At 60.7% G+C, this 22,593-nt stretch carries 20 protein-coding genes and 2 pseudogenes; 11 read left to right on the top strand and 11 right to left on the bottom strand.

Features of this window, described 5'->3' with window-relative positions; translation table 11 throughout:
• Window positions 1-63: 63 nt before the first annotated feature.
• Window positions 64-507 (top strand): annotated as a pseudogene (locus M0D69_RS29210) (alpha-hydroxy acid oxidase); the annotation flags it as partial.
• A gap of 84 nt (window positions 508-591) precedes the next feature.
• On the top strand, window positions 592-933 hold the full coding sequence (locus tag M0D69_RS29205) for a zinc ribbon domain-containing protein YjdM (RefSeq protein ID WP_047848732.1): 342 nt from the start codon (window positions 592-594) through the stop codon (window positions 931-933).
• A gap of 77 nt (window positions 934-1,010) precedes the next feature.
• Here M0D69_RS29205 and M0D69_RS29200 read toward each other — a convergent pair whose 3' ends face one another.
• Window positions 1,011-1,658 (bottom strand): YukJ family protein, encoded by a 648-nt coding sequence (locus M0D69_RS29200; RefSeq protein WP_301785334.1) that lies wholly within the window; start codon window positions 1,656-1,658, stop codon window positions 1,011-1,013.
• A 333-nt stretch (window positions 1,659-1,991) separates the two neighbouring features.
• On the opposite strand from M0D69_RS29200, the gene M0D69_RS29195 reads away from it, so the two are divergent.
• Complete coding sequence (locus M0D69_RS29195) at window positions 1,992-2,324, top strand: XRE family transcriptional regulator (protein ID WP_301785333.1); 333 nt, start codon at window positions 1,992-1,994, stop codon at window positions 2,322-2,324.
• Window positions 2,325-2,382: 58 nt separating this feature from the next.
• On the opposite strand, the gene M0D69_RS29190 is transcribed toward M0D69_RS29195, so the two are convergent.
• Together M0D69_RS29190 and M0D69_RS29185 are read right to left on the bottom strand one after the other, a co-directional pair.
• Window positions 2,383-2,769: a nuclear transport factor 2 family protein gene (locus M0D69_RS29190; RefSeq protein ID WP_301785332.1), complete on the bottom strand. Its 387-nt coding sequence runs from the start codon at window positions 2,767-2,769 to the stop codon at window positions 2,383-2,385.
• A 583-nt stretch (window positions 2,770-3,352) separates the two neighbouring features.
• Window positions 3,353-4,495: a GGDEF domain-containing protein gene (locus M0D69_RS29185; protein WP_301785331.1), complete on the bottom strand. Its 1,143-nt coding sequence runs from the start codon at window positions 4,493-4,495 to the stop codon at window positions 3,353-3,355.
• A 476-nt stretch (window positions 4,496-4,971) separates the two neighbouring features.
• On the opposite strand from M0D69_RS29185, the gene M0D69_RS29180 reads away from it, so the two are divergent.
• Window positions 4,972-5,664, top strand: coding sequence for a nucleoside 2-deoxyribosyltransferase (locus tag M0D69_RS29180; protein ID WP_367619773.1), 693 nt, complete (start codon window positions 4,972-4,974; stop codon window positions 5,662-5,664).
• A gap of 42 nt (window positions 5,665-5,706) precedes the next feature.
• On the opposite strand, the gene M0D69_RS29175 is transcribed toward M0D69_RS29180, so the two are convergent.
• Window positions 5,707-6,462 (bottom strand): DeoR/GlpR family DNA-binding transcription regulator, encoded by a 756-nt coding sequence (locus tag M0D69_RS29175; RefSeq protein WP_301785330.1) that lies wholly within the window; start codon window positions 6,460-6,462, stop codon window positions 5,707-5,709.
• An 82-nt stretch (window positions 6,463-6,544) separates the two neighbouring features.
• On the opposite strand from M0D69_RS29175, the gene M0D69_RS29170 reads away from it, so the two are divergent.
• From M0D69_RS29170 to M0D69_RS29160, 3 genes are all read left to right on the top strand, one after another.
• Entirely contained in the window at window positions 6,545-7,144 is a 600-nt protein-coding gene (locus M0D69_RS29170; RefSeq protein ID WP_301785329.1) for an NUDIX domain-containing protein, read from the top strand.
• A complete protein-coding gene (locus M0D69_RS29165) occupies window positions 7,141-7,530 on the top strand; it encodes a DUF4406 domain-containing protein (protein ID WP_301785328.1) in 390 nt (129 codons plus the stop codon). The genes M0D69_RS29170 and M0D69_RS29165 overlap by 4 nt, the downstream gene beginning before the upstream one ends.
• 73 nt (window positions 7,531-7,603) lie before the next feature.
• Window positions 7,604-8,233, top strand: coding sequence for a LysE family translocator (locus M0D69_RS29160; RefSeq protein WP_301785327.1), 630 nt, complete (start codon window positions 7,604-7,606; stop codon window positions 8,231-8,233).
• A 32-nt stretch (window positions 8,234-8,265) separates the two neighbouring features.
• Here M0D69_RS29160 and M0D69_RS29155 read toward each other — a convergent pair whose 3' ends face one another.
• The 5 genes and pseudogenes from M0D69_RS29155 to M0D69_RS29135 all read right to left on the bottom strand — a co-directional run.
• Window positions 8,266-9,495, bottom strand: coding sequence for a CaiB/BaiF CoA-transferase family protein (locus M0D69_RS29155; protein ID WP_301785326.1), 1,230 nt, complete (start codon window positions 9,493-9,495; stop codon window positions 8,266-8,268).
• A gap of 1 nt (window position 9,496) precedes the next feature.
• Window positions 9,497-10,279: an enoyl-CoA hydratase/isomerase family protein gene (locus M0D69_RS29150; protein ID WP_301785325.1), complete on the bottom strand. Its 783-nt coding sequence runs from the start codon at window positions 10,277-10,279 to the stop codon at window positions 9,497-9,499.
• 47 nt (window positions 10,280-10,326) lie between these two features.
• Complete coding sequence (locus M0D69_RS29145; protein ID WP_301785337.1) at window positions 10,327-11,628, bottom strand: MFS transporter; 1,302 nt, start codon at window positions 11,626-11,628, stop codon at window positions 10,327-10,329.
• A gap of 198 nt (window positions 11,629-11,826) precedes the next feature.
• Window positions 11,827-14,847, bottom strand: a complete 3,021-nt coding sequence (locus M0D69_RS29140; protein ID WP_301785324.1) for an FAD-binding and (Fe-S)-binding domain-containing protein — start codon at window positions 14,845-14,847, stop codon at window positions 11,827-11,829.
• A gap of 64 nt (window positions 14,848-14,911) precedes the next feature.
• Window positions 14,912-16,129 (bottom strand): annotated as a pseudogene (locus M0D69_RS29135) (alanine--glyoxylate aminotransferase family protein); the annotation flags it as partial.
• A gap of 157 nt (window positions 16,130-16,286) precedes the next feature.
• Between M0D69_RS29135 and M0D69_RS29130 the strand changes: the two are divergent.
• Window positions 16,287-17,051, top strand: a complete 765-nt coding sequence (locus M0D69_RS29130; protein ID WP_301785323.1) for a GntR family transcriptional regulator — start codon at window positions 16,287-16,289, stop codon at window positions 17,049-17,051.
• A gap of 53 nt (window positions 17,052-17,104) precedes the next feature.
• Here the strand turns inward: M0D69_RS29130 and M0D69_RS29125 are convergent, their stop codons facing one another.
• Complete coding sequence (locus tag M0D69_RS29125) at window positions 17,105-18,187, bottom strand: aldo/keto reductase (RefSeq protein ID WP_301785322.1); 1,083 nt, start codon at window positions 18,185-18,187, stop codon at window positions 17,105-17,107.
• A gap of 166 nt (window positions 18,188-18,353) precedes the next feature.
• On the opposite strand from M0D69_RS29125, the gene M0D69_RS29120 reads away from it, so the two are divergent.
• The 3 genes from M0D69_RS29120 to M0D69_RS29110 all read left to right on the top strand — a co-directional run bounded on the left by M0D69_RS29120 (window position 18,354) and on the right by M0D69_RS29110 (window position 21,599).
• Window positions 18,354-19,250: an AraC family transcriptional regulator gene (locus tag M0D69_RS29120; protein ID WP_301785321.1), complete on the top strand. Its 897-nt coding sequence runs from the start codon at window positions 18,354-18,356 to the stop codon at window positions 19,248-19,250.
• A 193-nt stretch (window positions 19,251-19,443) separates the two neighbouring features.
• On the top strand, window positions 19,444-20,553 hold the full coding sequence (locus tag M0D69_RS29115; protein WP_301785320.1) for a porin: 1,110 nt from the start codon (window positions 19,444-19,446) through the stop codon (window positions 20,551-20,553).
• Window positions 20,554-20,555: 2 nt separating this feature from the next.
• Window positions 20,556-21,599, top strand: a complete 1,044-nt coding sequence (locus M0D69_RS29110; RefSeq protein ID WP_301785319.1) for a nucleoside hydrolase — start codon at window positions 20,556-20,558, stop codon at window positions 21,597-21,599.
• Window positions 21,600-21,618: 19 nt separating this feature from the next.
• Here M0D69_RS29110 and M0D69_RS29105 read toward each other — a convergent pair whose 3' ends face one another.
• Window positions 21,619-22,527 (bottom strand): LysR family transcriptional regulator, encoded by a 909-nt coding sequence (locus M0D69_RS29105; protein ID WP_301785318.1) that lies wholly within the window; start codon window positions 22,525-22,527, stop codon window positions 21,619-21,621.
• Window positions 22,528-22,593 lie beyond the last annotated feature (66 nt).

The following is a 22,593-nucleotide window of genomic DNA, read 5'->3' as shown; positions in this document are numbered from 1 at the left end:
GAAACCCAGTGCTAACGTGCGTTCCGGCTAATTGACGGGTAAAAGTTCGGGCTAGGCTGGACCGATCTGGAATGGGTGCGACGGCACTGGAGCGGCAAGGTGATCGTCAAAGGGGTTATGGGCATCGACGATGCATTGCTGGCCATCACGCACGGCGCCGATGGAATTGTTGTATCGAATCATGGCGGGCGGCAGTTGGGGAGCACGTTTGCCCCGCTGGAGGTGTTGCCGGGGATTGTCGATGCAGTACGCGGACAGATGGAGATTTTTATCGATGGCGGCGTGCGGCGAGGAAGCGATGCGTTGAAGGCAGTTGCGTTAGGCGCGCGAGGCGTGTTGCTTGGGCGAGCACCGCTGTATGGCGTCGCATCGCGCGGCGGAGCCGGGGCCAGTGAAGTGCTCGCGCTGATGATGGACGAAATGCTGATTTCGATGCGCTTGTTGGGGTGCCAGGGGATTGCCGATGTGAGTCCGGCGTTCGTCGAGCAAGCCAAACGCGCGGTTTAAACGACGCGGCCCGCGAGCCGCTTATAATCCCGGCCGCCGGAGCGCGTTCGCACCGCGTCGAATTCATCACTATTGGAAGGAATCATGTCCACACTCCCCGCCTGCCCGCTATGCGCGATGGAAAATACCTACGCGGACGCCGACCGCATTATCTGCGCAGACTGCGGTCATGAGTGGTCGATGACGGAAGCCGCATCAGCCGATGACGACACGAACGCCGTGGTGAAAGACGCCAACGGCAACGTGCTGGCGAACGGCGACTCCGTGGTGCTGATCAAGGACCTGAAAGTGAAAGGCTCGTCGATCACGCTGAAGGTCGGGTCCAAGGTGAAGAGCATTCGGCTGGTTGGCGGCGACCACGAAGTCGACTGCAAAATGGACGCTGGAAACTTTATGCTGAAAGCCTGCTATTTGAAGAAGGTTTAACGGGCAACTGGCGTTCATGGAGCCATGGTGCTGTCATGGCTCCACGAACAAGAAACAGTTGCCCTCAGCATTCAACTTCACGCGATCGGATTGCCCTGGTCGTCTGTATCGAAGGTCTGCGACTGGAACGCGAAGAAAAATGCACGCCACGTGTTGTCCGCATACGCGATTATGAGCGCCCCGTCCTGATACGCACCGTTATCCTTCTCGTACTGGCCGCTGTTGCCCTGGTTCATGTGGATGTCGTGTACGCCATTGCCGGGGACAAACTTGAAATACTGATCCGGCTTGTTTTCTTCAGGACCCCATCTCGATCCAAATGCGTAGATGATCGATCCTTCCATGGACATCGCCGCGACGACTGCGCTTTCGAGTTTGTCTTTCAGGTCGTTGGTCGTGCCGATTGCATCAGCGGGAACGGGTGTCATCGCTTTGGTATCCACGAGGCCGCCGCGTACATAGTCAATTGAGAGACCGCCGGGCGTAGACGGCAGCTTGGTAAACCCTGGCGTCAGCGCGGCGAGGCCACTCGTCAATGTGTCGGGCAGCGTGTCCCGCTCTTCGAACAAGACCGTTGAAGGCGCGTGCGGCGCCGACGATTTCACGTTCGATGCAATTCGAAAGACCGTCGTTCCGGCGTGGACCAGGATCTGATAGTGGTCGTCATCGGCGTTGCGAAGATGACCGGTCACGGTGCCCTTGAGCACCCCATAATTCACTGCCATGCATCCTCCTCGTATTGAAGCCGGCAGCAACCGCTGCCCATGCGAAGCGACGCGCCCGTTTCGCCCGTCGCCGGCCGGTTCGACAAACGGTCCGATAAGAAGTGCCGCCGAAACTGCACACCTGTCGAATACCCGGCTCAATGTGCGCTTGCCATCAAAACGTCATGAAAAGAGTGCCACGGCGGCGATCGTCCTTTACGCCCTTTTGTCTTATGTACGCTCGCAGACACATTGCCTCTTGTGAGGGGTATGTAATGTCATTAACGCGACTCTTTGGTCACGTACAGTGCCCCGTTCGAGCACCGAAACCGTCTATCAGGTCCCGCGCCACCCATGAACGCACCTTCCCTTTCCGACCACCATGTAAGCGACAGCTGCGATAGCCAACGGCTAGGCCGGGCATTCGCCGCAAGACTTGACATGACAATCAAACGCTCCGGGCTTTCGTCCAGCCGCGTGGCGAAATCATTGGGTGTGACCGAGGGTGATGTCGCGCTGTGGCGAGCCGGCATTACGCTACCGCGAACCGCCGACTGCCGTCGCTTGTCGGAACTGTTGCATGTGGATGTGACCTGGCTGAACGCCGGGTCGAAGCCGGCCAAAGAGGACGAACGCAAGTCAGATGGAGTAAAGATAGACAGGGCAGCCACGCACTTGATTCGGTAACTAGCGGCGCGGCCTCACGCTCCCGTGTGCCGCGCCCGAACGTCGATCAAGCATATACCTAGGCATTCACGCGCGCCGCTGTGTCAAAGAACTCGATCCAGCGCGTCAACAAGCCGTTCTTGACCGTGCAGACGTGAACCCACTCTGACTCGAACGGCTTACCGGTTTTAGCAAGCGTCACCCGGAAAAATCCCAGAACGACAATATGCTCGTTCGCGTCGATGAACTCTCGTGGTTCGAACACCGTGATATCGCCATCCTCTGCCAGCTCTTTGAAGAAACGCCCGACCTCCTGCCGGGTATGGCATTGCGTTGGGAAAGGTAACGAAGCCGGGCCTACGATCCGCCAGTCGACCGTCGGGGCGATGCACTCGAGGACACCCTCGATGTCGTTACGGCCGAACGCCTGATAGGCACGCTTCACAACAGCCATGGGTGTATCCATGAATTCCTCCTTGGAGTGAAAGGGTGGCGCGGGACGACCCCTCGGACGAATCAAGTTGTCGCGAAGGGCGATGCTCGTGGCCGGACCGCTTGCACCAGCCAGCACCATCATGAGCGGGACCCACGCATACCCTCGACACGGCGTCCCACATGAGACGGTCAGCCTTGCATGCTTTAGCGTGGCGGCAGTGCTCACAAAGAAGTGCCGATCCGTTAAGGCGGTTTGGCTTGGACGACCGGGGTTTTCCCCTGCTTCATGCAGTCATGACGCAGGGAGAATCATCATAAGAACGGGCACGGCGCTTTACGGCCGTGTCAAACCTTGAGCGCAATGCTTTTAGCCAGCACGATGAACGGTGTTATAGATGGCGCCCGGATATAAATCCAGGGTGCGGCACGCGAATCGACCACAGCCATGACAATAGATTCTGAATCAAGGATGCCTAAGTATTAAGTAACTTACCTCGAACATCCCCGTGCTGAAGCAATACAACGATTCGATCGACAGCGAGCCGCGCAGGAAGGCGGGCGCTCGGCGGCTCAGCGCTGAACCCAGTTCCGGAGCAAAGGTTTGGTAACCAACGCTAGGACGCGAGGCTCCAGCGCGATTTGCCCATTGCCTTGGCAACGTTCAGCGCTTTGTCGGCGGCATTGAGCGCCGTCAGCACATCGGCGCCGTGGTCGGGAATCAATGCCACGCCGATACTCGCGCCCACATTGACCGAGACATGGGCCGTCAATGCAAACGGTGCCGACATTTCGCTGATCAGGCGATCCGCGAATGCAGCCGCGTCCTCACGATTGAGCGCGCTGACCGTGACGACAAATTCGTCACCGCCAATTCGAAACACCATGTCCTCCGCACCCTTCAATGCGTTGAGACGGCCGCCGATCATCACAAGCAAGAGGTCCCCGGCCTCGTGTCCGTGCTGGTCGTTGACCGGTTTGAAGCCGTCCAGGTCAATGTAAAGGACTGCGGTTTTTACGGCGCTTTCCGACGCTGTTTTGTACCGGGTTTGCGACGCGTGGATCAACCCTGCCCGATTCGGCAAGCTGGTCAGCGCGTCATGGCGCGCGCGATGGTCGTTCTCCCGTTCCGCTTTCATGGTCGAAACGAGCAGCCCGTTCAGGCGAAATGCGGCAATGCTCATTGCGACGAGATAAAACGGAATTTGAATAAGCGTGATGCTCAGAATGAGCTCCTTGGACATTGCCGCTGCAATACAGCAAGGACCCAAGGACAACAAAATCATGATCGCCACCAGCCGGGGCGCACCGAAATTTCTGAAGCAAATACCACCCACCATCGCGGCAGCCGACAAGCAGGAAAGCGTTGCGGCTATCCAGTCCGTGCTCAGGATGCTGATAAATGCACCGTAACCCACGCTTGCGCCCCAAAGGACGCCGAGCAGCAGGTAGACGTCGGTGAAAGTCGGCTGTCCACGCCTGGCCGCCCGATGCGCCGCCACCAATAAAATCAGGCGCGTGCCGCACAGGACGACCTCAATCACCACCCAGGCGATAAACGCCGCAGTGGGTTCGCGAAGGGCGATCACAAGCGAAACAGCGATGGTATTGAGCACGCCGCCAGCGAAAATAGGCAGCGTGCCAAATAGACTCCCGATCAGCGCAACGCGAATGTCGTCGGGTACAGCTGGCCCGGAATAACATAACCAGGTCGTAAATCGCCAGCGGGGCAAGCTAAACGGCGCTATTTTCGTATCCATGGATTGTCTGATTTATGCTCAGCGGCGTGGCTACCTTGGCGCCGCAATTTTTGCCTGCCATGGACTCAATCGGGCTTGTTGAAGATACGACTACGGCCACGCCTCTTGGTCTGCTGGTCGCGGAGTTGGCGCTTCTCCGGGAGCGCTGGCGGACAAGTCGGTATTCTATGCCTGCTTAGATAGTCGTCGCTATCGCGCGCTTGGGCCAATATCAAAGCTTACCGGCGGTAATTCGATAATCTTTATACTTCGCTTGGGCGCCGGGAAAACCGCTCGATGCCAGGACCAAGGCCACGCCATCCCGCTAAAGCGGCGTCAGCCGGATGCGGATTGCGTCGAAATGGCCGGGTTTCCCGGTGCTGTCGCACCGTAGGCTTCAGGCGTGTGCAACGGGCGTCTTGACTTGACCTGCGTTCGCTATTCTACTTACGCCCCTATGGGGGAATGTCTGCCGGAAGCGGTATTTGAGGAAAGCAATGCGCGGCCCAACAAAGAAGCAACTGACCTTAATCGAACTCGTCGACCAGGGCTTGAGCGTCGAAGAAATCGCGACGCGCACCGGGAAACTGGTGGCGTCGGTTCATAAGCAGTTGAACCGGGTTCGACGCAAAGTGCGTGAAGGGCACTTTGCGCCCGCCCCGCTTCCCATCGAACGTGCAGCGGCAACGCCGCGTGTCTATCTTGCAGGCTTCGACGTTTTCCGCAGCGACGCGCCAAGTCACGGCCAGCATCTGAAAGCGCTCTGTCAGGTCCGCGGAATGATCGGTCTGTATCCACTCGATAAAGAGGTTCCCGACGAACTCGAACCGCGCGTCAAAGCGCAGTGGATATGCCGCGCGAACATGGACGCGATTCGTTCCGCCGACGTCGTCATGGCCAACCTGAACGACTTTCGCGGAGCCGGCGAGCCGGACAGCGGCACCGCGTTCGAAGTGGGTTTTGCCGCCGCGCTCGGCAAGCCGATTTGGGCTTACGTCGATGACGATCGACCGCTCATCGAACGTGTATCGGTAAGAACGGACGGATCCGCTGCCTATTGTGCAAAGGGCTTTGCGGTCGAGGATTTCGGCTTGAACGTGAACCTCATGCTGGCGTGCAGCGCCCGCATTGTCGTAGGCGGTCCGCAAACCTGCCTGGACGCCATGATCGCGAGCGGGCTGTTCGCTTGAATGGAATGCCGCCTCTTTATCGCTTTCGCGTTTTGTCCCGTGCTAAGCGCGGACTATCGTAATGCCGGCGTCCTCTAGCGGCTTGGTCAGCGCAAGCTCGGTCGCCCGTTCAACGATGATCGTCTGAGCCAGCGTAACTTCGCCGATCACATACTGCGACGCGGCGTTGATCTTGTCGGATGATGCCAGGACCACTGTTTCCGCCGCGCGAGCCGCAAGGGCTCGCTTCACGAAAGCCTCTTCGAAATTCCCGGTGCTCAAGCCTGCCGTCGGATGCACGCCGGTCACGCCCATGAAATAGATATCGGCCTGGATATGCGACATCGCTTCCACGGCAGCGGCGCCGACCGTCACGATCGAGTGCTTGAAAAGCCGGCCGCCAATGACAATCACCTCGATCGATGGATGATCGACCAGCCCGACGGCAACGCTCGGGCTATGCGTCACTACAGTCGCCGATAAATCGCGCGGGATCTGGCGGATGAGCTCAGCGGATGTCGTGCCGCCGTCGACTATGACGACTTGCCCCGTTTCGATCATCGCTGCCGCCGCTGCGGCGATTGCGCGTTTGGCGGACGACTCCAAGCCTCGCCTCTCGGCGAACGGCGCGACGGCCATTGAAGCGGGCAGCGCTCCGCCGTGAACGCGCTGCAGCAAGCCCTCGCTGGCCAGCTCGCGCAGGTCGCGCCGCACGGTGTCTTCCGATACCCCGAATGTCTCGCTGAGTTGCTTGGCGAGCACTTGCCCGTCGCGCGCCAATGTTTCGAGGATCGCTTTCTTTCGTTGAGAGGTCAGCATGGCGTTTGCACGAAATATCTTGATATTGCACGAAATCACACGATACCATGACTCCTCCTTTTGCGCGACGTGGAGCTAAGAGATGGTTGCTACGAAAGACCGGGTTCGCATTATCGACACAACGCTTTTGTCCGACGATTGGTACGTGCTGAAGAAGACGACCTTCGATTTCCTGCGTCGCGACGGCGCGTGGCAGCGTCAAAGCCGCGAGACTTACGACCGCGGTAACGGGGCAACTATCCTGCTGTTCAACCGCGACCAGCGGACCGTCGTGCTGACCCGGCAGTTCCGATTCCCCGCATTCGTCAATGGCCATGACGGGATGATGATCGAGGCCGCCGGGGGGCTGCTCGACAATGCTTCGCCGGAAGAGCGGATCCGCGCTGAAGCGGAAGAGGAAACGGGGTATCGCGTACAAAACGTGCAGAAGGTTTTTGAAGCGTATATGAGCCCCGGTTCGGTTACGGAGAAGCTGCATTTTTTTATCGCCGAGTACGACGCGTCGGCGCGCGTGGGACACGGCGGCGGCCTGGAAGCGGAGGGCGAGGATCTCGAAGTGATTGAACTGACCTTCGACGATGCGTTGCAAGCGGTGCGTCGCGGTGAAATTGTCGATGCGAAAACGATCATGCTGCTGCAGTTCGCGGCGTTGAACGGTGTGTTTGAAAGGAGCGTGCCGTGAACCCCAGACTCATACTCATTGCGGGACCGTACCGCAGCGGCACCAATGGCGATGCCGCCTTGATCGCCAGAAATCTTCAGCGGCTTGAAGAGGCCGCATTGCATCTCTACCGGCTCGGGCATATGCCGATGATCGGCGAGTGGGTGGCGCTTCCTTTAGCGGCGGCGGCGGGCTCCAAAACCGTGGGCGATGCGATAAGCGAAACGTTCTTATATCCAGTCGCGAATCGCCTGATCAGGCAATGCGACGCGGTATTTCGCATCGACGGTGCGTCGCAAGGTGCAGATGCCGACGTCAAGCTCGCCGAAGAACTCGGGTTGCCGGCTTATAGAAGTCTTAGCGATATTCCGGAAGTCACCTTGGCGTTTTCCTCTAACGAGAGGTAAAAACAAGGATCACTAAGCCAGAAAACGCTCATCGATTCGCGGCAAGATCAAAGCATCGAAACGGAGGTTGATCATGGTCTCGCTGCAATTGCTGCTCGTCTTTATCGGGGCCCTCGCGGTCGTTTATGCACTACCCGGCCCGGACATGGCGCTCATTCTGCAGACGAGCTCAACGCGCGGGCTAAAGCACGGGCTCTCGACCGCCGCCGGCCTCGCGATTGCCCGTAGCCTGCACGTCACGTTGTCCGCGCTTGGCGTGGCAGCATTGTTGCGCAGCGCACCGTGGCTTTACGACGGCGTGCGTATTGCCGGAGCGCTGTATCTCGCCTATATCGCGATCCAGATTTTCCGCTCGCCTGCGTTCGGTCTCGACGACAACAATACGACTTCGAAGACACGTCCGACGCTGCGCGCCGCTCTGTCGAAGGGCGTGCTGAGCAGTCTGCTCAACCCGAAGGCGCTCCTGTTCTGTTCAGTCCTGCTGCCGCAATTCGTGCATCCCGAGGCGGGTGCGGTGTGGTCGCAAGTGGTAGAACTGGGTGTGGTGCTGGTTGTTATAGGCGCGGTTTTCGACACGACGCTCGCGTTTTCTGCCGTGCGTATTTCGGGTTGGTTGCGCAGTCATCCGCGCGCCCAGGTCGTGCAGCGCTGGACGTTCTCGGCGGCATTGCTGGCGTTCGCGTTGAGGCTCTCGATTGAGTAACAAGAGAACCCGACAGTTTTAATCACGATAACTTAGACCGCTACATCGCTCGATAGAATGGCGCCCTCCTGCTTTAGCGCATGGATACGTTCATCGGAGAAACCGTATTCCCGCAGCACTTCCGATGTGTGTTGACCGAGCAGCGGCGCGGGCACGGGCGATTGCGTGAGGCCCTCGGAGAAATGGATCGGCAGACCGAGACCGCGCATGCGCCCTCCAACCGGATGTGTTGTCTCCACAATCATTCCGCGCGCGATCGCTTGTTCGTGTGCGACCGCTTCGGGCACGCCAAGCACCGGCCCGGACGGCAGGCCGATTGCATCGAATGTCGCGAGCCATTCGTTCGTCGTCCGCTCGACAAGCCTCGCGGTCAGGATTTCGACAAGCACGCCACGATGCTTCAACCGTCCAGCATTGGTCCTGAAACGCTCATCGCCGGCAAGACCCGGAATATCCAGCGCGTCCACCAGACGCTCGTAATTACTCTGATTCGCCGCGCCGATATTGACCCACCCGTCGCGTGTCCGGAACGCCTGATACGGCGCGCTAGTCGGATTGGCCGAGCCTGCCTTGGGCAACACCGTGCCGTCGGCGAAGTAGTTGGCAAAGGCCCAGTACATCTGCTGCAAACCCGCTTCGAAAAGCGACGTGTCCACCATCTGGCCCAGCCCGGTTCGCTGCCTGCCGGCGTAGGCCGCGCAGATTCCTAGCGCGGCGAGAATGCCCGCGTTGATATCGGTGACAGGCGAGCCCGCTTTGATGGGCGCCTGACCGGGTTCGCCGGTCATGCTCATGAGGCCGCTCATGCCCTGCGCGATCAGGTCGAACCCCCCTTTGTCGGCCATCGGTCCGCTGCGGCCGAAACCCGAGATCGCGCAATAGATCAAGCCGGGATTCTCGGCCTTGAGCGCCTCATAACCCATGCCGAGTTTTTCCATCGTGCCGCGCCGATAGTTCTCGGTAACTACGTCTGCGGTGGCCAGCATCTTGCGCAGCACTTCGCGGCCGCCCTCGGTCTTGAGGTTGATTGCGACGCCGCGCTTATTGCGGTTCACGATCATGAACGACGCCGACTCGCCGCCTTCAAGGATAGGCGCGAATCGACGGCAGTCGTCTCCGCCGGGAATCTTCTCGACCTTGATGACATCGGCGCCCATGTCGGCGAGCATCATTCCGCAGATGGGACCAGACATGATGTGAGCGAGTTCAATGACGCACATGCCCGCAAGCGGACCTTTGCTGCGTGTTTCTGTTTCGAGCATTTCAACGCCCCTTGAATTCCGGTTTGACCTTATCGAGGAAGGCCTGATAACCCGTACGAAAATCTTCCGTACCAAAGCACGCAAAACCTTCGTCGCGTTCCTCGGCCGTCAGCGGCGCCGGGTTCATTGCGCGCTTCACGAACTGCTTATGCCAGCGCGCGACGAGCGGCGCACCGTCGGCAATCCGGCGCGCTGTGGCTAGCGTTTCTGCGGTGACCTGATCGTCGGCGACGACCCGCGTGACGAGTCCCTTCGCACGCGCCTCTTGCGCGCCGAAGATGCGCCCTTCCAGCAAGATTTCGAGCGCAACGGCGGGACCCGCGAGTTGCACGAGGGCGTCGAGTTCCGCATGCGCCATCACGAGGCCAAGGTTCTTGATCGGCACGCCAAAACGGCTGGACTCCCCGCAGATGCGCAGATCGCACATGGCTGCAATTTCGAGCCCGCCGCCCACGCAGATGCCGTGAATCATCGCGACTATCGGATGCCGGCATGCACCAAGCGATGAAAGCGTGCGATGCATGATCGCGCCATACGCGCGGGCCTGTTCGACGTTGGAGCGGTCGGTCTGAAACTCGGCTATGTCGTTGCCCGGCGAGAAGGCTTTCTCGCCGGCGCCCCGCAGGATGATGCAGCGGATGGAATCATCGGCGGAGAGCGCTTCGATGTTTTCGCCCAGCGACTGCCATAACGGTTTGGTCATGGCGTTGAGCTTCGCTGGCCGATCGATGACAACGGTCGCGATGAAATCCCCGCGTTCGATCAAGATGGATGGTTCAGCCACATCGTCTCCTGGAGCAAGAAATAACAGCTTCCGGCGCGAGCGCGCTCCTAAACAAACTTCCGCTCCGGCTCCGCGCCCTTCTTCCCGTCAGCACCGGCAACAACGTCATCCAGCGCCCGGTCTGGCCGCATGGTGAACGAAAGCACAATGCCGGCAACCATCAAGATCATGGACACCGTGAAAGGCAGATTCCAGTTCCCGGTCCGGTCGATCAGGAATCCGCCGACAACCGGGCTAATGATCGCGGCGAGCGCAGAACCCGAATTCATGATTCCGCTAGCGGTGCCCGCGTGTTTCGGCGCGATGTCCATGGGCACGGCCCACATCGGCCCGATCGTCATCTCGTTGAAGAAGAACCCACCGCTCAGGCACACCGCGGCCAGGGTGATCGACATGTTGGAAACCAGCATGATGGGCGCAAGCGAAAGCAGCGTCAGGAACATGCAGACACCGACCATCACATTGCGAGCCAGGCGGATGTTTCCGCTGCGCCGCAGGATGCGATCTGTCATTGATCCGCCGAGCCAGTCACCAAGCACGCCGGCAAAGAAAACGCCCGAGGCGAACAACGCCGACTTCCCCAACTCCATGTGATAGTTGTGGAGAAAGTACTGCGGAATCCAGCCGAGGAAGAGCCACAACACCCAGCCGTAGCAGAAGTACACGGCGGTCACGGGGGCCATCCGTCCCAGCAATGCACGCCACGGCACGGGCACGCGCTGCTTGACTCCGGAGAACGACGAAAGCGTGGCGCACTCGTCGGGGGTAATGCTCTTATGCTCGCGCGGGTTATCGCGGAAATAGAAGATCCACACAACCGCCCACAAAAAGCTGATAACCCCCGTCACGATAAACGCACCACGCCAGCTGGTCGCGATCATCAACCAGACGATCAACGGCGGCGCCACGGCGTTACCGATGCGCGATGCGGCGTGTGTGGTCCCTTGCGCGAAACCGCGCTTATCGGCGGGCATCCAGTTCGACATGGCGCGGGTAGCGGTGGGGAACGTTGCCCCTTCGCCCAGCCCGAGCAACAAGCGCGCAATGATCAGCGATACGAACCCGCCGGCCAGCCCGGTCATCACCGTGGCACCTGCCCAGATCACGGCACAGACGGCAAGCGTCCGACGCGGCCCGAACCGGTCACCGACCCATCCGCCAATAATCTGGAACACGAGATACGGATAGGCAAACGCTGAAAAAACGAAGCCGATTTGCGTATGAGACAAGTGCAGTTCCGCGCCGAACTGCGAGGCGGCGGTACTGACGTTGACACGGTCGACATAGGTAATGAAATACATTGCGCACAGCAACAACAGAACGCGCGTCGTAGCTCGACGGAACATCATCGTCTCCTTGATTAGTGCGTGTTTCATCACGACGCCCACGGGCGCCTGAAGCGAGCTGCATCTGAAACGTCGATAAGGCGTTACTGAACGGGCGTTAAAGCGATGTGTCGAATCCTGGGTCTGCGCGGTCGTGCCATGCGTGTCTCCTGTTCGCGGAACGTGAGCCCGTCCGCTGTTTATGTGAATCCCTGCGCGTCGCTAATCTTTTAGCGCCGACGCCAATACCTGGGCGACATGCAGCGCCTTCGTGTCCGTGCCGTCGGCTATCTGATGGCGGCAACTCGTGCCGTCGGCTACGATCACGGCGTCCTGCGCCCGGCGTACCGCCGGCAGCAGCGACAACTCCGCCATCGCCTTCGATGCTTCGTAATGCTCGGCTTCATAACCGAAGCTTCCGGCCATGCCGCAACACGACGATTCGACTACCGACACATCGAGTTGAGGAATCCAGCCGAGCACGGTCTGCACGGGACGAAACACATCGAAGGCCTTTTGATGGCAGTGGCCATGCACCAGCGCCTTCGGCTGAGCGAGGGGTTTCAAGGAAAGCTTCAGACGTCCCGCCTCTTTCTCGCGAACCAGGAACTCTTCGAACAAGAACGAGGATTGCGCGAGCTTGCGGGCTTCGTCGCCATAACCGTAGTCGAGGAACTCATCGCGGAAAGAAAGCAGGCACGAGGGTTCAAGGCCGACGATCGGCACGCCACGTTCCATGTAAGGCCGCAGCGTGTCCAGCGTGCGGCGCGCTTCGGCTTTCGCTTCGTCGACCCGTCCCGCCGACAGGAACGTGCGTCCGCAACATAGCGGCCGTTCGCCCGCCTTCACGTTGAAATGAACCGTATAACCGGCCGCTTCCAGCACGCGCTGGGCAGCGCGTGCGTTGTCGGGTTCCACGTAGTTGTTGAAGGTATCGACGAAAAGCAGCACTTCCTTGCCGTCCGGGTTGGGTGATAAGGGCTGCACGGCCGACGATAAAAACGACTTCAGGAAGCGCGGAAACGAGCGCTGCGGCGCAAGGCCAAGGCGCGTTTTCAACCAGCCCGCGAAACGCGGTAACCGCTCCATCGATCCGAACAACGACGGCACGCGGCTCGCATACGGCGCGTAACGCGGCAGGAACGCGACCAGCCGATCGCGCATGCGCAGGCCGTTCCTCGCGGTCCACGCCGCACGCGCTTCGATCTTGATCTTCGCCATATCGACGCCGGTCGGACAATCGCGCTTACAGCCCTTGCACGAGACGCAGAGGTCCAGCACGTCCTTCACGTCCTGGCTCGCCAGTCCGTCTTCACCGAGTTGTCCGCTGATCGCGAGCCGCAGCGTATTCGCGCGGCCTCGCGTGACATGCTGTTCGTCCTTGGTGATGCGATAGCTCGGGCACATCGTGCCTGCGTCGAACTTGCGGCAATGGCCGTTGTTGTTGCACATCTCGACGGCCTTCGCGAGACCGCCGGTGCGATCGTCGCCCGTTCCCGGCGCGGTCTCCGCTCCGGTCAACGGATCGCGTGTCACGTTCCATTGCGACCAGTCGAGTTGCGTCTTTAACTCACGCTCGCGGTAGCTCGGCGGGAAACGAAAGTTCGTCGCGTCGTCCATCTTCGGCGGATTCACAACGCGATCCGGACTCATGCGATTGTCGGGATCGAACAGCGCTTTGATCTCGCGGAACGCAGCGTTGATACGCGGTCCGTATTGCCACGCAACCCATTCGCCGCGACACAGGCCATCGCCGTGTTCACCCGAATAAGCGCCCTTGTATTCGCGCACCAATGCCGATGCTTCCTCCGCAATCGCCCGCATCTTTTGTGCGCCCGTGCGGCGCATATCGAGAATCGGCCGCACGTGCAACGTCCCGACGCTCGCATGCGCGTACCAGGTGCCTTCGGTATGGTGTTTGTGGAAGACCTCGGTAAGACGCGTGGTGTACTGCGCCAGATGTTCGAGCGGCACGGCGCAATCTTCGATGAACGATACCGGCTTGCCGTCGCCCTTCATGCTCATCATGATGTTGAGGCCGGCCCTGCGCACTTCCCACAAGGCCTTTTGTTGCGCGGCATCGGGCATCTCGACCACCGAACCGGGCAGGCCGAGATCGCCCATCAGCTCCACGAGCTGCGCCAGCTTCGCGAGTTGCACAGCCTTGTCGGCACCGGCGAATTCGACCAGCAATACGGCTTGCGGTTGACCAACGAGCGCCTGTTCGATCACCGGACGGAACGCGGGATTGGACATCGACAGATCGATCATCGTGCGATCGACCAGTTCGACCGCAACCGGTCCCAGCTTGACGATGTGCTGCGTCATGTCCATGGCGTCGTAGAACGCCGGGAAGTTCACGACGCCCAGCGTCTTGTGCTCGGGCAGCGGCCACAGCTTCAGCGTGAGTTGCCGGCTGAACACGAGCGTGCCTTCAGAGCCCACCAGCAACTGCGCGAGGTTCGGTTCGCCGTCGGCGCTGAAGGGCAAGGGACTCTGGCAATCGAAGAGATCGATGTTGTAGCCTGCAACACGCCGCAGTACCTTCGGCACCTGCTCGCGGATTTCATCGCGTTCACGTTGCGCTATTTGCTGCACGCCTTCCACCAGCAGACGCGTGCGTGGATCGGAGGACATCGCGTGCAAAGCCGCGAACACCGCTTGATGACCATCGACCAGAACGGCGTCTATCGACGTTACATTGTGGACCATGATCCCGTATTCCATCGACCGCGAGCCGCACGAGTTGTTGCCCGCCATGCCGCCGATCGTGCATTGCGCGCTGGTCGAGACATCGACGGGAAACCACAAGCCATGCGGTTTCAGCCACGCGTTCAGATGATCGAGCACCACGCCCGGCTCCACCGTCACCGTGCGCGCTTCGCGGTCGAAGTGGACGATGTTGTTGAGCCACTTGCTTGTATCGATAACCAGCGCCTCGCCAATCGTCTGCCCGCACTGGCTCGTCCCCGCGCCGCGTGCAAGCACGGGCACGCGGGCGTCGCGTGCAATCTCCAGAGCGAGCAGCAAGTCGGCCTGATCCTTCGGCACGACTGCGCCCAGCGGCATGATCTGGTAAATCGATGCATCCGTCGCATAGCGTCCACGCGCCGCACGGTCGAACAGCACATCGCCCTTCAACTCGCGACGCAGACGCGTAGCCAGCGGCGAGAGCGTGGCACGCGCCGAGACCGGCATCAGGTGGATGGGCTGGACGAGTGCTTCGGATGATTTAGTCAGCATCGGCGTCTGCGCGCGGTTGATTGATAGGAGCGTTCAAGCTGGCTGCAAGTCCCGCTTCGCGTCGCGCCGCCGCTTTCAACGCCGGCGCCGCGGGGTGGCTCGTCAGGTAGTCCATCGCTGCGAGGACACCGCTGCCGGCGAGCTTCACGCCCGACAACGTGAGGCCCATTTCACAGCCTGTGAGGGTGGCCATCAGCGTGAGGTCGTTGCAGTCCCCCAGGTGCCCAATGCGGAACATGCGGCCCTTGAGCTTGCCGAGACCGGTGCCGAGCGACATGTCGAATGTCTCGTAGATGGTCTTGCGGATCGCGTCTGCGTCCACGCCGTCTGGCATCATCACGCCCGTCAGCACCGGCGAATACACCGCCGGGTCGGCGCATTGAATGTCGAGTCCCCACGCGTTGACAGCTGCCCGGCAAGCCGCGGCCAACCGTTGATGGCGAGCGAACACTTGATCGAGGCCTTCGTCGCCGATCATCTCGAGCGCTTCCGACAAGCCGTACAACAAATTGGTGTTCGGCGTGTACGGCCAGTACCCGCTCTTGTTCATCTCGATGATGTCGTCCCACGCCCAGAACGCGCGCGGCAGCTTCGCGTCCTTGCTTGCCTTCAGCGCCTTCTGCGAGACCGCGTTGAAGCTGATTCCCGGCGGCAGCATCAAGCCTTTTTGCGAACCGGACACGGTGACATCGACGCCCCATTCGTCATGCCGGTAATCCGCCGAGGCGAGGCCGGAGATCGTATCGACGAGAAAAAGCGCCGGATGCCCCGCCGCATCGATCGCGCGGCGCACCGCTGCAATATCCGACGTGACGCCCGTCGAGGTTTCGTTATGCACGACGCAGACCGCCTTGATCGTGTGCTGCGTGTCTTCACGCAAACGGGCTTCGATCATGTCCGCCTGCACGCCGCGCCGCCATCCCTCGATGCCCGGGAGGCCCAGGAATTCCGGCTTCAGCCCGAGGTTTTCGGCCATCTTTTTCCAGAGCGTCGCGAAGTGGCCGGTCTCGAACATCAGCACGGTGTCGCCGGGGCTCAGCGTGTTGCAGAGCGCCGCTTCCCACGCGCCCGTGCCCGAGGACGGATAGATGACCACCGGCTGCGCCGTCTTGAAGATCGTCTTGATGCCATCCAGGACCTTCAGCCCCAACGCGCCGAATTCCGGCCCGCGATGATCGATCGTCGGGTAACTCATTGCCCGCAGGATGCGGTCGGGCACCGGGCTCGGACCCGGAATCTGCAGGAAATGGCGACCAGCGGGATGGAAATCGAGCTTCAACATGATGCGTCCTTTGAATTTTGCATGCAAAATACTTTAGCGCACCGATGCGATGACTCAAAGCGCTAAATTCGTGTTTTGCTTAGGTGAAAACCCGTCCCTCCTGTTTTGCGAGGGTGGTACGGTAAAATCGCGTCAACAGAATGATTCGAGGTATTGAATGCAAAATGATCATCTGCCTGGTGCGGAGATCGCACAGGTTGCGCAGATCCCGAGCATGCTTCCGAAAGTCGAGCGGCAACGGCTGCACGACACGGTGGTCGATCACCTGCGCAATTTCATTGTCGAGGGGTTGCTCGCGCCGGGCATGAAGCTCAACGAACGCACGTTGTGCGAGACGCTCGGCATTTCGCGCACGCCGTTGCGTGAGGCGCTGAAGGTGCTGGCAGCCGAGGGCCTGATCGATATCCTGCCGAATCGCGGCGCGTCGGTGTCGCAGATGAGCGAGGCGGAGATTCGCGAGACCTTCGAATTGATGAGCGGGCTGGAAGCGTTCTCGGGCGAACTCGCGTGCGAACGGATGACGCCCGCCGAGCTCAGCGAGATCAAGGCGCTGCATTACGCCATGCTCGCGTGCCGCGAGCAGAACGACCTGTCGGGGTACTACAGCCGCAATCAGGCCATTCACGACAAGATCAACGACGCCGCGCGCAATTCAGCTTTAAGGCAGACGTATATCGCGGTGAACCGGCGGCTGCAGGCGTTGCGGTTCCGGTCCAACTTCCAGACGGTGAAGTGGGACAGTGCAATCCGCGATCACGAAGCGATGATCGAGGCGCTGGAAGCACGCGACGGCAAACGGATGGCAACGATCCTGCGCAGCCATTTGCTGTCGAAGCGCGATGCGGTGCTGGCGGAAAGGACCATGACAACGCTGCGGCCGCGCTCGGAAGGCGGAACGCTGGATGATGCGCCACCTGGTTGATCGCGCCGGGGATTAAACCCCGGCGAAGCCCCGGCGCCGCTGCTCACCAGTCTTTAGTATCGAACCATGTTTTCGGGCAGCAAGGGCAAGACCGCCGTCCGCTGACCGTCGACAGTCGCGCCTGCAAACGCGAAGCTTGGCGATAGGTCCCTGTTGATATCGGCGGGGAAGTTGAGAACCGGCTTCGATGCCTCGTCAAGCGTCGCGATCTGCGCCTCCGTCAGCTTGAGCTCGAGCGCGGCAAGATTCGCCCGAAGCTGATCGATCCTGCGCGCACCGATAATCGTCGAGCTCACGCCCGGACGGCTTTGCACCCACGCGAGCGCCACCGCCGCCGGACTGGCATTCGCTTCCTTGGCGACAGCGGTCAGCGCATCGATAACCTGAAAATCCTTCTCGCCCGGCAAGCCGACCAGAGAACCGCGATCGGACGTCACGGTCCCGACATTGTCACGGCTGTATTTCCCCGACAACCACCCGTTCTTCAGAGGACTCCACGGCATCACACCGATGCCAAGCTCTTGCGCCATGGGCGTGAGTTCGCCCTCCACGGTCCGTTGCAGCAGGGAGTATTCGACCTGCATCGCGATCAACGCCGTCCAGCCGCGGAACTGCGCGATGACTTGCGCCTGCGCGACCTTCCAGGCGGGTGCGTCGGAGAACCCCAGATAACGCACTTTCCCCGCGCTCACGAGATCGTCCATGGCGCGCATCGTCTCTTCAATGGGCGCGGTGCGGTCCCAGTTGTGCATCCAGTACAAGTCGATGTAATCCGTCTGCAGCCGGCGCAGCGATTGTTCACATTGTTCGACGATGGCCTTGCGCCCGGCGCCGCCGCCGTTCGGATCCCCACGATACAGATTGCCGAAAAACTTCGTGGCGATGACCGTGCGATCCCGGCGGCCTTTTTGCCGCGCAAAGAAATCGCCGATGATCCTCTCGGAATGGCCGACGGTGTAGATATTGGCGGTATCCAGGAAATTGCCACCCCGGTCGAGATACTCATCGAGGATGGTTTCTGCCTCAGCGGGGCTCGAGCCCCAGCCCCAGTCTTCGCCGAAGGTCATGGTGCCGAGACAAAACGGGCTGACGCGAAGGCCGGAGCGGCCGAGGGTGACGTAGGAATCCAGCGACATGAAGTTTCTCCTGAAAATTGACGGGTTCGCCTGACATCGATGAGACCATCGCGCGCTTGGCCGGCGGTAGATCAATGCTCGCAAGCTCTTGCACAATCCTGCCAACATTGAGCGAATCATGCGTGCGGACCTTGCGTCTCGCGCGTTCACCGCTTACCGTAGAAGGATGGACCATCTCGCCGACCTTCGCGCACTGATCACCCGCCACGCTCGCCGCGACATAATGGTCGAGGCGCTGCCGGGCGTCGCGGTAATAGCCTCCGACACCACCACCGAACCGATCCACCATGTGTACGAACCCGCGCTTGGCGTGGTCGCCCAGGGCACCAAGCGAACCGTGCTGAACGACAAGATTTTCGAGTACCGCGCGGGTCAATACCTGGTGGTGTCCGTCGATCTGCCGATCACCGGCCATGTGGTTCAGGCTAGCCCCAGCGAGCCATTTTTGGCAATGGGGCTGATGCTGAAGCCGGCGAACATCGCCACGCTGCTGCTGGAGACTGCGACCAGCGACCGAGCCGTTGTCGAGCCCCTGGGTCTGGGCATCAGCAACGCCTCGCCCGAGTTGCTCGATCCGGTCGTGCGTCTGCTTCGCCTGCTGGATCGTCCCGAGGACATCGCCGTGCTCGCGCCCATGATCGAGCGCGAAATCCTGTGGCGGCTGCTCGCGGGAGAACAAGGCGCCATCGTGCGGCAAATCGGGCTGGCGGACAGCCGGTTATCGCAGGTCAGCCATGCCATCCGCTGGATTCGCAGCCACTACGCCGAGACGCTGGCGACCGAAGAACTCGCCCGGCTGGCGGGCATGAGCGTTTCGTCGTTTCATCGGCATTTCCGTGCAGTTACTTCGATGAGCCCGCTTCAATATCAGAAGCGCATACGCCTGCAGGAGGCGCGCGCCCGGCTCCTGAGCTCAGGGGATGTCGCCGCGGTGGGATTCGAGGTGGGCTACGAAAGCCCGTCGCAGTTCAGCCGCGAATATAGCCGCCTGTTCGGCGCGCCGCCCGGACGAGACGCGGCGCGCCTACGGACCGTGCCGATGCTGGAACAAGGTATCGCCTGAGCGTTCAGCTCTTGTCTCCCCTTGCTTGAGAATTCCCCGAGCGTGAACCCGCTTGTATAAATTCATTTGATGGGTTTATAAAAAAACACAATTATTTTTATGGTTTTCAGCTTTGTACAGTCCGATGCAGTCACAACGCGCCAGGCAATAAAAAACGAGCGCGACAAAAACATCCACTCGCCACCGGACCACCATGAAACTACTCAAGCTTGCTCCTCTCGCGGTGCTCGGCGCCTTCACGGCTTCGTCGTATGCACAGAGCAGCGTCACCCTTTACGGCCTGATTTCAGGCGGCGTCGGCTTCGCGACTAACCAGGGCGGTCACAACGCCTATCAGGCGCTTAGCGGCACGAACCAGAACCCCCGTTGGGGCCTGAAGGGACGAGAAGACCTGGGCGGTGGCCTGAGCGCGGTGTTCCAGCTTGAAAACGGCTTCAACCTCATGACCGGCACGGCCTCGCAGAACGGCCGCGAATTCGGCCGCCAGGCGTACGTTGGTCTTGCGGATAAAACCTACGGCACGCTCACGCTCGGCCGCCAATACGATGCGATCCACGATTACATCGGCCCGGTGATCATCGCGAGCAACGGCGTGAATATCGGCGATAACGACAACGGTTATAACGACATCCGCATCCAGAATTCGGTCAAGTACGTGAGCCCGGATTATCGTGGGCTGAAGGCGACCGCCATCTATGGCTTCAGCAACGCGACCGGCTTCGGCGACAACAACGCGTACAGCTTCGGACTCGGTTACGAGCACGGCCCGTTCAAGTGGAGCGTGGTCTACGCGCAGTACAACCACCCGTACAGCAGCACGAATCAGGACGGCGCGATCTCGAACGACTACGCTTCGTCGCTGCTGATCTTTGCAAAGAGCGCGACCACGCCGTCCGTGTTCGCGAGCAAACAACGCATTGCCGGCACCGGCGGTTTCTACACCATCGGCCGCGCGCAATTCGCCGCGCTCTTCACCGATGTCCACTACGATTACCTCGACAACTCCCACCTGCATTTGCAAAACTTCGGCGTAAACGTGGTCTACACGATGACCCCATCGCTATTCCTCGGTGCTGCATACGGCTACACGGACGGCAAATACGACGTGATCAACCAGAGCCCGAAGTGGCATCAGGTGAACTTGCAGGCAGACTATTTCCTCTCGAAGCGGACGGACGTAGCGTTGACGGTGATCGGCCAGCAAGCCGCCGGCGACGCCCAGCATGCGCAGATCTTCGCGTTCGCCCGTTCGACGACCACGCGCCAACTGGTCGCCACCATCGGCATGCGCCACGTATTCTGATCATGAGCCAGACTTCTCGTTTCCCTCGCCGTACGTTTCTCAAGGCATCGGCGGCGCTGACTGCCGGTGCGCTTTTCAACTCGTTGGCGCAGGCTGCGAACGAGCGCCGCACGGTGATCTTCGACTGCGATCCGGGTCAGGACGACGCCATCGCCATCCTGTTTGCCCTCGGCGCTCGAGACCGGCTGGACGTGCGCGCGCTGGTGGCCGTTGCGGGCAACGTGCCGCTGAATCTGACAGAACGCAACGCCCGCATCATTCGCGATTGGGCGGGTCAAACGAAGACGTTGCCGGTGTACGCAGGCTGTCCGCGTCCACTGATGCGCCCGTTGATCACGGCTGCGAACGTGCATGGCAAGACGGGTCTTGAAGGCGTGGAGTTGCACGAGCCGTTGGCGCCGCTTGGCACCCAACATGGCGTGGCGTATCTCATCGAAACCTTGAAAGCAGCCGCGCCCCACAGCGTGACGATCTGCGCGATCGGACCGCTGACGAACCTTGCCACCGCGCTGACCGAAGCGCCGGAGATCCGCGAAGGCTTGCGCGAAATCATCATGATGGGGGGTGCGTTCTTCGAACGCGGCAACATCACGCCGGCCGCCGAATTCAACATCTACGTCGATCCTGAAGCGGCCAGCATCGTGTTCGCGAGCGGCGTGCCGATTGTCGTGCTGCCGCGCGATGTCGCCGTGAAAGCGTCCATCACGCCCGCGCGCATTGCGCCAATACGCGCCATCGGCAACCGCTGCGGCGCGATCGTCGCAGACATCATGGCGGCCGAGGTCAAGTATCAGAAGGGCCGCCGCGGCGTGGAAGAAGCGCCGATGTACGATCCCACCGCAGCCGGTTATCTCGTCGACCCGACGTTGTTCAAGGGGCGCCAGGTGAATGTGATGGTGGAAACAACGGGGCAATGGACGCTGGGCGAAACCGTGGTCGACTGGAGCGGTCACAGCGGCCGTGCGCCGAACGCAACCTGGATCACCGAGGTCGATGCCGATGCGTTTTATGCCGCCTTACGGGCGAGCATTGCAACGCTGCCCTAAACCGCCGTTGACCAATGGCTCAAATGTGTGCGGCGATATAGTCCCAACACGCTTTCACATGCGGACCGCGATCTTCACCGACCAGCGAGATCAACGCGATTGCACGCGTGACGCGCGGTTTGTCGAGACGCAAGGCTATCAGTTCGGGATCGTGCAAATGCAGCGTGTAGAGGCTCGGCAGCACCGCAATGGCGAGTCCGTTGCGCGCCAGCGCGTAGAGCGGTTCGGAGTATTCCATCCGGTACGCCACCGAGAGGCGCAGGTTTTCATCGCCACTCGTACGATTCAGAGCATCGCTCACGCTGCCGCGCACGAATACAGCGAGATCGCGACCAACGAGCTTCGCCCAAGGCAGCGTCTTGCGCTTGGCGAGTGGATCGTCGCGTCGCAGGACCACCACGATCTCGTCTTCGAAAATGTCCTTGAAGCGCAAGGCCTCGTGGTTTGCTTCCGGCTCGTGCACGCCGATACCGATATCCGCCACCCCGTCGCGAACAGCCTCGATAAGCGCCGTATTCGGCAAGTCGGTAAGCGTGAAACGCAGCGAGGGCCGCTGTTCGCGGAAGGCGTTCAACACCGGCAGCAGGCGTCCCGCCACCGATGGAATCATCGCGATACGCACCGTCTGCAGACGTTCGGCGAAGGTACTGGCCATGTCGTCGAAGGTGCCGCGTGCGTGATTGAGCAGGCGTTCGGCGAGCGGCAGTATGCTGGCCCCGGCAGCGGTCAGCGTCAGACGGTGGGCGGAACGCGCGAACAGGGGACCGCCGAGCAGGAACTCGATCTGCCGGATCGCGGCGGTCAGGGCGGGTTGCGTCAGCGAGAGCGATTGCGCCGCCTGCGTAAAGCTGCGCGCGTGCGCAAGCGCAACGAAGTACTGCACTTGCCGCAGCGTCAGCGCAGGCAAGAGGGACGAACGATCGGACATTGAGCGCCACCGCTTGAGACAGATGCGCCGCAGTATAAGGCGCGTGCAAGTCTGGCCGGGCAAAGG

It is taken from the genome of Caballeronia sp. SEWSISQ10-4 2, assembly GCF_030464885.1.
In the GTDB taxonomy this organism is placed as follows: Bacteria; Pseudomonadota; Gammaproteobacteria; order Burkholderiales; family Burkholderiaceae; genus Caballeronia.
This window is presented reverse-complemented; position numbering and strand designations above follow the sequence as displayed.